Here is a 14,822-nt window from a genome sequence, read left to right on the forward strand (position 1 = left end):
CAGCAAATACAGGTAAAGTATCTGGTCGCTCGCTGACAAATTGCTTTCAAACACCCGACGTTTCACCACATCAGCAATAAATCCAAGGCTGCGGGCAGAAATGTCAATTTCAGCAAATTTCTTGTCCTGACGCAAAGTCTCGACAAAGTGACTGACATACCTTTCCAAGTCCAGATTTTTTACTGCCAATCCGGTAACTTCCTCAAAGAGGTCGCAGGCACTGCGGATCATTTCCCGGCGACTTGGCTCAATGGTTGCCTGCTCGAACGGTAGGTTAAAATGTAACAGAATCTCCTGAATATGCTTCTTCAGAACAGCATTAACCCCCTCCAATCGCGCCACATCCATATAGTAATCACCACTGGCCTGAAGCGTCAGAATCTTCATTTTGGCATCGGAGAACAAGATACGCTCCATCTCAATAAGGATTTCACGCATGATGTTTTTCTCTTCCGGATCGTCCAGCACATAATGATTTGGATGGAAGGTTTTCTTATTATTGATGTATTTCAATATGGTAGCTTTGCTGAATCGCGATGCTACAATATTGAAATTAAGATTCCTAAGCTGAGGTATTTTCTTATAAATCTGTGGAAGCAGGTTTTCATAAATCTTGGTAAATGCACTACTTCGAACAAACTCTTCGACGTCGCGACAATCCCCGACATTACCCTGGAATTCAATCACTGAATTCTTAGAATCCCCGATGGTAGTTATTGAAACGCCACTCACCTGGGGAGAAGCATGGTAAAGCGAGCGATTTTCGTTGATAAGTAATGATTGATTGACCTTTTTGGCAAGACCACGAATCATTTCATAATCAGAAAATACAGCTTTAAGGAATTCAGCATCTTCTCCCGAATTGAGAATCCTGCTCATCAGGGTTGATATTTCTTCCTTGGGCTGAACTTCGCGTGCAGCCTGTAACTTCTTCCAGTAACTCAGGAACAAAGAAAATGCAGTGCGGACTTCATTTTCAAAGATTTCGTAGCTTTTGGCTGTTCCCTCGATGAAACCACCCAGAGAAAACCGAACCACTCCCGTTCGATAGGGTAACGCAGAGATTCCTCTTTCACCGGCTATTTTCTTGGCAAAATCTTCAAGGTCGTTGAAACTGCCAAAGTTCTTAAACAGCAAATTGAACAAATAAGAACCATCGGAATGAATAATAGAAACATCCTGGACCTCCAGATCCTTGATTACCTCTTCGGCAATTTTGGTAGCTGTTTTTAATCTCAGGTTTGATTCAGTTCTAAAATTCTTATTAATTCTGAAACGATTGAGTCCTTTAACCAGTTCACCTCCATAATAAATATAGAAAGGCACATCTTTGTATTTAAAGTCGTCGGGCAGCCCAAGTATATCAAGCTTAGCCAGCGACACCAGTTCATCAAGGAGGAACAGATGCATTGGGCTACCCTCGAAACCAGCCTTCACCGGGTCTCCTGTAGCCGTCTTTTTCTTGCCGTCATCGGCCAGAGAGCCAACCACAAAACTTTCAATCTGATTAACAATACGACTTCTGGAGGCATCCTTTGGCAACCGCGATTCCAGCTTGTCTTTTAAAGCTTTAGATTTGAGGCCAACCTCCAGCACAGCATTCAGAAAATAGAGAGAACTGCTGTTTCCTCTTACCGCATTGTTGCGCTTGCGTGAGTATTCAATAACCTCTTTCATGGCAGGTGTAGCCACCAATGCACCCAAACGATCGCCTGAACCGGCCAGGTTTTTAGTTGTGGAGAGAGACGAAACAGCCCTCATTTTGGAGTAAACATTCTCGTTGTTAAAAATATAACGGGAAATGGATCTCCATTTAGGCATCATCTCTTCCTTCACCTTAACACTGTCGGTGTAAGCCTCGTCGAGCAACAAAGTAATTTTACTGTTGTTGATAAACTTCAGGAACTCAATAAGGCTTTCGCGATTGAAATCACTGTATCCGGTTGGATTGGACGGATCGTTGATGATGATTGTCACATTCTCACAGAATCGATCCCACAGATTACCGCTTGCATCAAAGAGCTGCAATGTATTCTTAATGCGCGATAATTTGGTAAGTAACCGCTCATAATCAATTCGCTGATCTTCAAGATTCTCAATCTCGATATCGAAAGGATTGATATAAAACTTATCGTCCGAGAACAGGTCGGTATATTCCCAGGCAAGAACTTTGTTGTAAATGATATAAGGCTTCGGATTCTTGTCGCGATAAAACAACAAGTCTCTAATAATCATCTGCACATCATCGGCAATAGAGGTCTTATCCAGATTCCCCAAATCGCTGATAAAGCCTTTAATGATCTTCTGGTCCTCTTCGCTCAGCTTTTCAAAATCCTTGTAAACACCCAGGTCTATGAGCACATTACGGAACCGCCCCTTATTGTCGGACTCATTGTCCACTTTGGCAATGAATTTCTGATATTTTTCCATAAAGAGGTTTACACCGAAATTCTTATGGAAATGATTGTGCAGGGTCCGTTTGTAGTTGTCAGGAATAAAATTGATAATTGACTTGCAACGATCCAGAATTTTATCATCAATAGGTTTCACCTTGCGTTGCAACAGATACTCTCCATAGGTGCGAATCTGGTTACGACCACCACCTTCGAGGATGGTTGCAATCTGCAAAGCAGGGGTATCCGAATAAAAGTATTTACGAATACGGTCTTCGAAAGTATTAATCAGTTCTTCGTTTTGCTTTTCCCGTTTTTCGGGCGATGAAGCATTCTGAATAAACTGAATGAAATCGCGAAGACGCGCAAGTGAATATCTGTCTTTAAGAATCTGACGTGAAAAAGAATCAAATTTAAACAGATTGGTATTCTTAACCTGATCGTTGGTTTGTCCAAGCTGTTCTTTCTTTATTTCGTCCAGTTCCTGGTTGTAATCAGCAATTTTTTTATCGAGCAGCTCTTTGAATTCCTCGAGATTTTTGTTGTTCACATTCTCAAGAATCAATCTCAAATTGAGCTGAGTATTTGCAGGAGCTCCAAGCTTTTTGGTATGAACCTTATTCAGGGTGTTGATTACCCCGTTATGGAAACTAAATACCAAAGAAGTGTTGGAAGCATGAGACTCGGGGGAATCATCGACCACAACTATGCGCGAAATTAGCGGGAACCACTTAGATCCCGTGAACATATTCTTACGCATGTGCTTGACTTTCACCACAAATACACTAGCGGTGTCGTCCTGCATCTGCTCATACAATTCCTCTCCTTTAATGTTCTCAATCACACGCACAGAGCTGTCACCAAATACTTCACCTTTAATCATTTCAACAGCAGTATCGCTGTTACCGGAAACCACAGTGCGGATAAGTCCGTTAAGACCTTTAAAGTTGACAGCCCACTCAGTCCGGTGCAGGAAATTACTCTTTTCGGCTTTGGTAGTATAATGCGTACTCTGATTGATCATCTGCTCCAGAGTATCCATCAGATAATTCCAGTGTGCTTCGTCAATATCACCAATCACTCCTATCACATCGCGGAAACGACGTAACTCCACAGGAGCATCACCAATAATAACTTTAGCCAGAAAATCGATGGTTTGTTCAGTTACCGGAGGCGTTCCTACTGAAAAATCGTGTGCATTTCTGATATTATCAATCCACTTCTTCTGCTCTTTGTTCACCACATCATGGTCAGCGAAATAACCAAGACGGCGGTTAAATCCCTGTTTCAGTGAATTATAAATAAATGCTTTTGAGTCCTCGTGAGGATATAGCATCAGAGCAATATCCGAATAACCGGGAATTTCCTCGCGAAACTTAAGGAGGAACTTCTGTATTTCGGCCTGTTGCCGGGCCGGATCATTAGGTTCTTCATAACAAAGGCGTACGAAAGCCTTTAAGTTATCGAAGACGAAATTGGGCAGAAACACTTCTGCCCGTTCACCCAATGAGGCATAAAGGTCGATGTATTCACGAGCCTCTTGTCGTAAAAAAGCTTTGGGGACTCCTTCGATTTGCATAATAAATTTCAATTAAAAAATCCAGTTAATAAATATCCTTTTGTCCTGTAATTGGTTTTTGAACAAAGTACCTCGATTGACAAATCCTGGTTAAAGATTCGTCAATAAAAGCACCTTTTAATTTCAAAATGTTACAAATATAGATATATCAAAAATAATATAAAAGCAAAACAGGTCGATTTTCAACCTTAAACACTCATATTAACAGGGCTTAACAATTATTCTTAAGCATAAACTGTTATTTTTTTCTAATTCAATCATTAAAGTGACCAAAAGCAGGCATTTAATACAAAGAATAGATGTTTTCATACCAGGCGCCATTGCGTAATATTTGTGACCGACCGGTTTGCTTCTACATCTCTCCAAAAACTATCGGGAGCTTTTCAGATATTTATACAATTCACTGTCGGTAGAAAGAATAACATGGGTCTTCTCATCAAAGGTTTTTTCATAAGTATCCATGGATTTCATAAAACTGTAGAGACTTCTGGAAGCAGCAGATTTATTGTAGGCTTGAGAATAAATTGAGGCTGCCTCTCCATCGGCTCGTCCTTTGATTTCTTCAGCTTTACGGAACGCTTCTGACTGAATGGACTTCAGTTCACGTTCCTTTTCACCGTTAATTCTGGAAGCTTCTCCCTGCCCCTCAGACCTGAATTTATCAGCAATTCGGTAACGCTCACTTTTCATACGTTCATAAACCTGGGTACGAACATCTTCCACATAATTGATACGTTTCAATCTAAAGTCCATAATCTTGACACCCAGGTCAGCAGTCTGCTCATTGGCGGCCTGAAGAATCATGGCCTGAACTTTTTCACGACCCACATCAATCAGTTCCAGGCTGTCACCAATCAATTCACTAATCACTCCTGAAGATAACGGTTGGCGGTTACTGGTTCTAACTGCCTCAATAAGATTATGATTGGCAATAAAGTCTCGTGTTTCACCATCCAGGATATCATCCAGTCTTGACTGGGCGCCCAATTCGTTACGCAAACGCTTAAAAAACTGCAATGGATCTACAATCTGCCATCTGGCATAGGTATCAACAAAAATATACTTCTTGTCTTTTGTAGGAATCTGATTGGGATCACCATCCCATTCCATATAACGTTTTTCGAAGAAATTGGCAGTTTGAATAAAAGGCAGTTTGAAATTCAGCCCGGGATCGACAACCGCATTTCCGACAGGTTTCCCAAATTGAGTAATGACTACCTGCTCGGTTTCGTCCACCACATAAACACTACCCAAAATGGTAATAAACGCTAGAAAAACGACAACTATTAATATAATTTTATTTCGTTTCATGTTCTTTCTTTTATTGTGTACTGATTCTGTTGAATCATTCGTATTCGGAGTTGAAGGTTTAAAATTCCATTTGTCCTTAACTCCTTACTTTATTGCTGAGGAGCAATTTTTTTCACATTATCCATCTGCATCTGCAAAAGTGGTAACACATTGTTTCCTTCCTGGTCGGTAATAATTTTATTGCCCAACCTGGGAAGTACCTCCTGAAGGGTTTCCAGATAAATCCTCTCACGCGTTACTTCAGGAGCCCTTACATATTCGGAGTAGAGCTCATTGAAACGAGCTACCTGACCTTTGGCATTATTAACACGCTCCACGGCATATCCTTCAGCTTTTTGAATGGTTTCTTCGGCCTGTCCTTTTGCTTTTGGAATAACCTTATTGTATGCCGATTTGGCCTGATTAATAAGTGTCTCCTTCTCTTGCTGTGCCTCGTTTACCGCATTAAAGGCGGCTTTGACCGGATCGGGAGGATTAACATCCTGAAGCACCACCTGATCAATCTTAACACCAAGTTCATAACTGTTTGACAGTTCCTGAATCAAGACCTGAACACTGGAAGCAATTTCAGCACGGCCAACAGTCAATACTTCATTGACGGTACGGTCGCCCACAACCTGACGAACAGCTCCTTCAGAAACATCACGAAGAGTAGATTCAGGATTTCTTACTTTAAACAAGTATTTGTAGGGATCATTTACCCGAAATTGAACCACCCACTCTACATCGGCAAGATTCAAATCTCCTGTAAGCATTAACGATTCATCCCTTGTACCGCTTTTGGTATATTCGGAACGAACATTAGCAGAGGTGGTCCTAAAGCCAAACTCCAGTTTTTGTTGCCTCTCAACAGGCACTTTGTAAACCGTTTCGATAAAAGGAATTTTAAAGTTCAAACCCGGCATAACTGTTTGGGTGTATTTCCCAAAACGTACAATAACGCCGGCCTCTTCAGGTCCTACCTGAAAAAATCCACTCCAGGCCACAGCCACTATGATGATACCGGCTACAACTAACTTTATATTCTTTAGTACTGTTTTCAAAAAAGGAGGAATCTCCTGATTTGAGAATTCAAATTCACTCATAATAAAAAATTATTTCTCCCGCGTAATCGGGAATTACTTTCTGATAAGCTGTTTTATAGTAAAAAAATCGCATTAATGATTCTCCGACATCACTTGCAGGAAATTCCTTACCGCTTCCACCGTCTCCAATTTATAGGAAGCATTTGTATGTTTAATTCCCACTTTGATTGTAACTGCTTCGGGAGGCAGTTCTTTGAAAAGATATTCATCTGTCCAATCGTCTCCCATTGCCATAATATAATCGAACTTTTTATTAAGCAAATAACGATTGGCAGCCACACCTTTATTTATTCCGCCGGTTTTTATCTCCACCACCTTTGTGCCTTCCATTATTTCCAGATTGTGATTGGCCACCATGGTTGTCAGTTCGTCCTTGAGTTCTTTTGCACGCAACTCGCCCAAATCCGCTTCTGCCTTTTCGTAATGCCACACCAGTGAGTAATTTTTCTCCTCAAGGTAGGTTCCGGGCGTGCGAACCACAAAACTGTCAAGAATTGGACGCACCATAGGCATCCATGAGTTGGTGGCATTGGTAAGCATTTGCCACTCCCCTCCTCTTTCACGCATCCACACACCATGTTCACTGATAAGACTGACTTTAGAACCATCAAACCATTTGCTCAATGTTTCCTTATCGCGTCCACTAATAAGCACCACTTCGTTTCTATCATCACTGGTCAGCGCGTTTAATATGCCATGCAACGGATCATCTGGAGCAGCACTTGATTCGGCTTCACGTGTTGCTTTTTTAAAGTGTGTAAGGGTGCCATCATAATCGAGGAAGATAGCCCTTGATTTGGCTTTAGAAAAATCGTTAAGCAGTTTCTCACTAAGCTTAGGAGTGATTTTCTTAGCCAGAAAGTCAACCTGAATTTGCGCAATACGTTTAAGCGATGAAACAAACTGTTCTGCCCATTTGAAAACGTCGTAACGCTTCAGTCGTTTCTGAATGACCGACATCCGGGCACGTTGCTCTTCAATGGGCATTTCGAGTGCCTGTTTAATGGCATCGGCCACCTGACTTTCGTGGTTGGGATTGATCACAATGGCTTCTCCCATTTCTTTTACCACCCCTGTCATTTCACTAATGATCATCACCCCCGTCTGATTGGTTCGTGAAGCTACATATTCTTTGGCCACCAGGTTCATGCCGTCACGAACGGGGGTCAGCAATGCAACATCACTCATGCTGTAAAGTTCCACCAGGTTTTCGAATGGCATGGAGCGGTAGAAATACCATACCGGGGCATAGTTAACAGTACCGTAAAGACCATTAATCCGGCCAACCAACTCATCCACTTCCCGTTTTAACATTTGATACTGGGGCACGCTGTTGCGTGAAGGAACAGCCAGCATAACCAGTGTTACTTTAGTGCGGTACTCGGGGAATTTCTCAAGGAATTTCTCAAATGCTCTCAAGCGGTTTGGAATCCCCTTGGAATAGTCAAGACGATCTATAGACAGAATCAACTTTCTCTCGGGCGACACCAAAAAATATTTCTCCAATTCCTTGTGCAGGGTAGATTTCTCCTGCATGGGCTTGGAAATCGTTTGGATGGCCGAATCGTGGAATTTATCATAGTCAATTCCCATTGGGAAAGCATCAGCAAGAATGATTCTTTCATTAATATGAATCTGGTTGAAAGAAATTTCATAGCCAAATAAACGGCGAACACTGCTCAGAAAGTGACGTTCATAGTCGTAGGTATGAAATCCAATCAGGTCAGCCCCTAAAAGCCCCTCAAGCAATTCATTTCTCCAGGGGAGAATTCGAAAAACTTCGTACGATGGAAAGGGAATGTGCAGAAAAAAACCGATGGTCAAATCGGGCCGTTTTGCTTTAAGCATGCCGGGAACCAGCAAAAGCTGATAATCATGTACCCAGACAAAATCGCCCTCATCCACCACTTCAAGGGTTTTATCGGCAAACTTTTGGTTCACTTCTACGTATGACTCCCAGTACTCGGGTGAATAATCAACATATTGATTGAAGTAATGAAAAAGGGGCCAGATAGTTCGATTGCAAAAACCTTCGTAAAACGTATGTACCTCAGTGGCAGTAAGGGGTACGGTATCGCATCCCTCCTTATCAAGCAATTTTTCTATCTCTTTAAATTCATCTGCCGTATAGCTGTCGGTAGCAACTCCGGGCCACCCGATCCATCGACCTTCAAAATCCTTATAAACCGACTTCATACCGGTGGCCAAACCACCCACACTGGGTTTTAACAAAAATTTATCATCCTCCGAAACTATACTGAAAGGCAATCGGTTAGACACTATGTGAAGTTTTTTCATGGGTTTATGATTTTTTATTTTGCATTAAAGTATAGTGTTTTTTCTTTATTTTACAAACTTTGTATCGTCCAAAACAAACAAAAAACTGAAAAGATTGAACACACAAAAAAACATGAACAACCTTAATTACGGTGTTGTCGGTAACGGCAAAAGTGCCGCCTTGATATCAGATAAAGGATCGGTAGACTGGCTTTGTTTACCAAAATTTGATTCACCCTCCATTTTTGCTGCTCTTCTGGACAAAGAAAAAGGGGGCCATTTCTCCCTTGTGTCTGTTGCAGGAGCTGACATCACTCAAAGATATGAATTTCATTCCAATATTCTAATTACACGCTTCGAATGTGTAGATGGTATTTTTGAAATTCACGATTTCATGCCCCGCTATAAAACAGAGCACGGAAGCTATTATTTACCCCCGGATTTAATCAGATATATAAAGCTAATCGAAGGGAAACCGAAAATAAAGATTCACTTTGATCCCCGTCTGGAGTATGCCAAGTTTGACACACACATCACCTTTAATGGTAAGTATGTAAAAGCTTATACTACCAAAGGAAGCTATGACTCGCTGTATCTTTACACAAGTATGGACAAGCTTTCGGTGGTTGGTCAGTTGCCCATTACCATAGAAAAAGATGAATTTATCCTCATTAGCTACAACCAAAAGCTATTGGCCCAGGACATTTCCAGGGCTTACCTGAAATTGCAGCGGACAAAAGTTTACTGGCTCGACTGGGCAGAACGCACTACTAAATTCAAAAATTACAATGAACAAATCATGCGTAGTGCTTTACTGCTTAAACTTTTAAGTTATCACAAAAGCGGAGCCATACTTGCAGCAATAACCACTTCCCTGCCCGAAACCATTGGAGAAGTCCGCAACTGGGACTACCGTTTCTGTTGGATCAGGGATGCATCAATGGTGATTAAGGTAATGACTATGCTCGGCCACTTTAATGTAGCGCTTAAGTATCTGAATTTCATCATTGATTTGCTTCCCGACAAGGATGAAAAGATTCAAATCATGTATGGAATTAACGGGGAGAAAAAGCTGACGGAAACTGAACTGCCCCACTTATCCGGATACGAAAACAGCAAGCCGGTTCGTGTGGGGAATGCAGCTTACAAACAAAAACAGAATGATATTTACGGAATTCTGGTAGATGTCATTTATCAGCTGTTTCATCTGTTCACAACCTCATTGGAGCACAGCGAAGAATTATGGACCATTATCCGCAACATAATTAAGGTTGTAGAGCGCAACTGGCAAAAGCCCGATAAGGGAATCTGGGAAATCAGACACAGCACCAAACATTTCACCTTCAGCAAAGTGCTTTGTTGGGTTGCTGCCGACAGGGGCATTAAAATAGCCGAACTGTTGCACCAAACGGAATACATAAAAAAATGGAACCATCTCAAAGATAAAATCAAGGACGATATATTCAAAAATGCCTGGTCGGAAGAGAAGCAAGCTTTCACTCAAGCTTATGAAACAGAAGACCTGGATGCATCCGTCCTTCTGATGGAAGCGTATGGTTTCATGGAGGGTGATGATCCCAAATTTAAAAGTACCGTAAAGGCAATCCAAAAAGAACTAGAGCACAATGGTCTGATGTATCGGTATAAGAATAAAGACGATTTCGGACAACCGTCCTCGGCATTTACTATTTGTTCTTTCTGGTTGGTGAGAAGTCTTTACAAGATTGGCGAAAAAGAAGAAGCCAAACGCAAATTCGATGAACTACTGAAATACTCCAATCATCTGGGCCTTTTTAGTGAAGATCTGGATTTTGAAACCAAAAAAATGCTCGGAAACTTCCCGCAAGCATACTCCCACCTGGCACTGATTGACACTGCCATGCTGCTGGCGGGTGGAGAAATATCCAGCGAGGAGAAGATTTTGGGGAATATTTGGTGAGGAAATTCCTGATTGATTATAAAATTGGCAGGGGCTGCCCGGAGTTTTCCGTGCAGCCCCTGTTGTTTTGCAATAATTAAAAAAAAATCCCAATGGTTCTCACTAAATGCGGTGAACACATATTTTATTCAAAACCGATTTTTTGGGAACCCTAGAAAAGGACATCATTTTTTCTCTATAATAATCCTGTCCATCAGAAACCTATTTATATCCCCGTTCATATTTTCATTGTATGCTTGAAAACCTATTTCCAGTTGGTTTTTCCCTTCCTGAAGTTCAATTTCGATAGTATTTGTGGTTCCCCAGTTTGCCCATTCATCGTTACCCCGCTGAGGAAAAACTAAAGAAGAAGCAAATTCACCGTTAACAAACAAAGTACGAATTCCACATTTGTTATCAGTATTAACCGGGCCACTTCCATTTGCATAGCGAAATGACAGAAACCATTTACCAGATTCTGGCGCTGAGACAGAAAACTTCAACCGTTCACTCAGCTCATTTGAGAATTCCACATAACCTTCTCCCAGAAAACCCGGAACATTGCTATCGTCTGGCAAATTAAAGTCCTCTGCCTCCATTATCAGAAAGTTGCTTTCCGGGTTAACAACCGGCTCACCGAGGAAAGACTCCACGCCACCTTCGGTTTTTGCCAAAACCTGAAATTCGCTTCCTGGCTCAATATTTTCTGGTTCAAAACCTGTATTAGAAGTTTCGGCAATCATTTTACCATTGCAAAAGACCTGATAAGTCAACTTTTCACCTACAGGTGACCATGCAAGTTGTCCGTTTGAGAAGTTTACCACGGGAGTTTCCGGACTCACCATATAATCTGCCCGATAAAATTCTCGTTGCACTATATGATTATTCATCACCATTTTGATGGTATGGAATCCCATTAGATCGGCACTTATCACATGCTCATCCTGCAACTTGTCGTCAAGATAAAATTCGCTCACCTCCTCTCCAAAACCCTCCACCTCTATATCTAAAACGGCTTTCCGATATGGAAAATTCTCCAAATGATAGATCCCTGAAAAACTTTCAGGAATGACGGGGCTAAAAGAAAGATAATTCGTTCCCAGGTTCATCCCAAACAAAACCCTGTAGTTCATAGCCAGTTGTCCCGCGACACTCCACTGCTGCCAGTCGGAATTAATTTCCGTACCCGCAAAATCTCCTGTTTTTGCCACAAAGTTTTCCTTATTGGTAAGAAAAAGAGCCGCAGGCCTTAACAGAGAGGCGTATCCGTATTGCACCAAAGCACTATGCTTTTCTTTGACTGCAGCCAGTGTCCAATAGGCTTGCACAAACGGCCAGATACCATTGTTGTGATAAGGGGGAATGTTAGGAATCTGCGGCCAGACGCAAGGCGTTCCGTAATCCAGATTCGGAACATTGGTCAGCATTTGAGCCTTTTGCTCATCTCCTGCCACATCAAAAATAACCCCCAGAGCTTCCCCGAGGGTTTCCGGTTTTTCGGAGAGCATCATATGCCGATCACCATACAAGTATTGTCCGTAATATCCCTTTTCCGAAATCCAAAAATGCTCGTTGATACTGGTTTTTAAGCGTTCTGCTTTTTCATTCCAGGCAGGTGCATTTTCACCCAACTCCCCGGCCATTCGACCAAGAATATTCAGCGTCTGATAAAACACCATATTGGTACCCAGGTTCATTGAAGCACAGATGTCGGTGGGCTCCATCCACAAAGGATAGGTCTGCTTGCGCCAGTCCAAAAAAGATGATTCGCCCAAATAGAGTCCAAAATCCTCGTTCAAAACCGTTTTTTCATCGTCTTTGATGGTATTACTGATGATCTTGTACGATTTTTTTAACCAATCACGATCTCCGGTATATTTATAGATTTCCCATGCTGCAACAGACCAAACCACGCGGTCTGACGACACAGGCCAGGCACCACCGGTGCCGGTATCCTGGATTATCCTGCTATTTTTCACCTTACGCATCAGGCTGGTCTTACTCATTTCAGGTTCCAGCATCGCCAGTGAAAGATATACACTGTAACTTATATCACGGGTCCATACGCCAGCCCATTCTTTACCGGTCCGGAATGTTCCATCCTCCTCCTTTAATTTTTGCAGTTCATCCAAAGACAAATTGTAAATGGCATTTAGAAGGGGGTGATTACTCGAAAACTGCGGATATTTACTGTTATCATTTTCCGGTTTCCATTCCGAAGAAACATGTGCCGAAGGATCATAGTCATTAAACATTAGGGTGGTTTCGTAGATCCCATCTCCATTCTCATCCGTCAGTTCTGCCTGCGGATTGTTTACCAGGTTTTCGAAGTCCCAGTTAAGCGGATAGGCACTTCCGGCAATAAACAGGCCCTTAAAATCTTCTTTGTAAATTTTATTCCCGTGGGGGCCTTCATAAAAACCATTAGATTCAAAAGACTCCAGAACCGGTGTGAAATCCACCCTGAGTTTTACCGGTGTATTAGGGGGTACACTTTTATCAGCACTTACATCTGACCTCAGATCTGCCTGTTCTCCAAACGTCACATCAAGAACCACGGTATCTTTGCCGGCAGGATAAATATTTGCCCGATGATCTTTGTTATACCCCATCTCATTATCAGCGCCGTTAATGCTGAACTTGAATTGTATCGTTGGAGAAAAGGTCTGACTTTTATGACTCTGATAATCACTTACCAGATGATTTTCACTCCGGACGATAGCTGAATATTCGCCCTGCTCCACCCTGTCGGAATAGATTGTATAAGTCTCCGACTCATATAAAGGCGGGTTCGTATTGCAGGCTGTGACGCCTGTAAAAAACAACATGAGATAAAATAAATTCTTTATAGAATACATCGTTTTTTTTTTAGTTATTATTAGCTTACTTCTAATATTCGTGTTTTTTTGGCAAAATATTTTTTATGGCTTTCCGGAAGTTGCCTCCAATGGGTGTTACAAAAGTTTATAAGTTTTTTATCCTCCTGCGCGCTACCCCCTGACCCCCTTTAAGGGGAACCCCACGCGCGTATTCGATTGTTATTGGAACATTCGAAATTATCAAGTTCATTAAAACTGCGGGTGGGCGGTTCTCCCTTTCAGGGGAGTAAGAGGGGTATGCGGAGGTGGATATTAAAGAGGCCCTCATTTTAAAAAACTTGTTTGGTTCTGGCTTGTGCAGGTTAGGTTATGTTATTATAATTCAACAGTCATTCCTTCCACCGCAGATTGGGCCGGTACCTGAATCACACAAACCTTATTGTCCTTGTCATAATACCATGCCAGCAAGCCCTTATCAATTTTACGCTTCCCTTTTTTCAACTTTTCTCCTGCGGAGGTCATTACTTTTCGGGGTAGCTTGCCGGTGTGTATCCGGATTTTTACATCTCTTTCAACAGCCTGATAACCATTATTTGTTTCCTGACCTAACGTAATTTCAAAACTATTTCGGGTTGACTTGCTTTTAAAAGACCTTTTCGCAAATTCATCTTTTTTGTAATCGTTCGTTTCTCCGTCATCTTCGTAAACTTCAAAAGAAGCAGTGCGATTGATGCGATCCGGAAACACATTATAGGTTAATGCATATTCAGGATCTTCATGAATGTATTGCATCACGGGCATTGTCGGGACAACTGCACCCTGTTTTACAAAAACCGGAATGGTTTCCAGACTTACAGGGTATTCAATCCACTGTCCACCCTGATAAGCAATCTGTGGTTCATGATAATCGTACCATTCGCCCTCGGGCAGATAAATTCGCTTAACTGCGGCGGCCTCCTCGAGCACCGGTGCTACGAGCAACTCTTCGCCAAACATAAACTGGCTGCTCAAATTCTCGGTTTCCGGATCTGAGGGATATTCAAGAAACATGGGACGCATCAGGGGAAACCCTTTATCATGAGCCTCGCGTGCATAAGTATAGATGTAAGGAAAAAGAGAGTATTTCAATTCAATGGCCGCTTTACTTGCAGCCTCCACCGCTTCTCCAAACAACCAGGGTTCTACGGCATTGTTCCCTTCATGGTGTGCTCTGCTTAAAGGATTGAACACTCCAAACTGCATCCATCGGGCATACAGCTCCCCCATTGCATCGTAGTCCTCTATATCGCCACAATATCCGGAGATATCGCTACTCCAGAAAGGGATACCTCCAAGTCCTGCAGAGAGCCCTACCGTAATTTGGTTGGCCAGTTGAGCCCAGCCTTCTGTCACTTCATAACCGTTGCCTGCATCTCCAGACCAGCCAAAAGTATAGCGTTG

7 protein-coding genes are annotated in these 14,822 nt (G+C 42.1%); 1 reads left to right on the forward strand and 6 read right to left on the reverse strand.

Translation table 11 applies throughout. The annotated features are described in order from the left end of the window. The 4 genes from QZZ43_RS06885 to QZZ43_RS06900 form a co-directional block, all read right to left on the reverse strand. Nucleotides 1–3,972 (reverse strand): aminotransferase class I/II-fold pyridoxal phosphate-dependent enzyme (locus QZZ43_RS06885; RefSeq protein WP_291857355.1); only part of this gene is annotated, 3,972 nt, incomplete at its 3' end. Between the two features lie 369 nt (nucleotides 3,973–4,341). Next, complete coding sequence (gene hflC, locus QZZ43_RS06890) at nucleotides 4,342–5,283, reverse strand: protease modulator HflC (RefSeq protein WP_291857357.1); 942 nt, start codon at nucleotides 5,281–5,283, stop codon at nucleotides 4,342–4,344. An 89-nt stretch (nucleotides 5,284–5,372) separates the two neighbouring features. Beyond that, on the reverse strand, nucleotides 5,373–6,368 hold the full coding sequence (gene hflK, locus QZZ43_RS06895; protein ID WP_291857360.1) for an FtsH protease activity modulator HflK: 996 nt from the start codon (nucleotides 6,366–6,368) through the stop codon (nucleotides 5,373–5,375). A 72-nt stretch (nucleotides 6,369–6,440) separates the two neighbouring features. After that, entirely contained in the window at nucleotides 6,441–8,666 is a 2,226-nt protein-coding gene (locus QZZ43_RS06900; RefSeq protein WP_291857362.1) for a bifunctional alpha,alpha-trehalose-phosphate synthase (UDP-forming)/trehalose-phosphatase, read from the reverse strand. Between the two features lie 112 nt (nucleotides 8,667–8,778). Here QZZ43_RS06900 and QZZ43_RS06905 point away from each other — a divergent pair, with 112 nt between their 5' ends. After that, the gene (locus QZZ43_RS06905; RefSeq protein WP_291857364.1) at nucleotides 8,779–10,584 is read left to right on the forward strand and encodes a glycoside hydrolase family 15 protein; all 1,806 of its coding nucleotides are present in this window, start codon (nucleotides 8,779–8,781) and stop codon (nucleotides 10,582–10,584) included. Nucleotides 10,585–10,748: 164 nt separating this feature from the next. On the opposite strand, the gene QZZ43_RS06910 is transcribed toward QZZ43_RS06905, so the two are convergent. After that, complete coding sequence (locus tag QZZ43_RS06910; RefSeq protein ID WP_291857366.1) at nucleotides 10,749–13,391, reverse strand: hypothetical protein; 2,643 nt, start codon at nucleotides 13,389–13,391, stop codon at nucleotides 10,749–10,751. A gap of 366 nt (nucleotides 13,392–13,757) precedes the next feature. Then, on the reverse strand, nucleotides 13,758–14,822 hold a 1,065-nt coding region (locus QZZ43_RS06915; protein ID WP_291857368.1), incomplete at its 5' end, for a TIM-barrel domain-containing protein.

Source organism: Marinilabilia sp., assembly GCF_016278715.1.
In the GTDB taxonomy this organism is placed as follows: Bacteria; Bacteroidota; Bacteroidia; order Bacteroidales; family Marinilabiliaceae; genus Marinilabilia.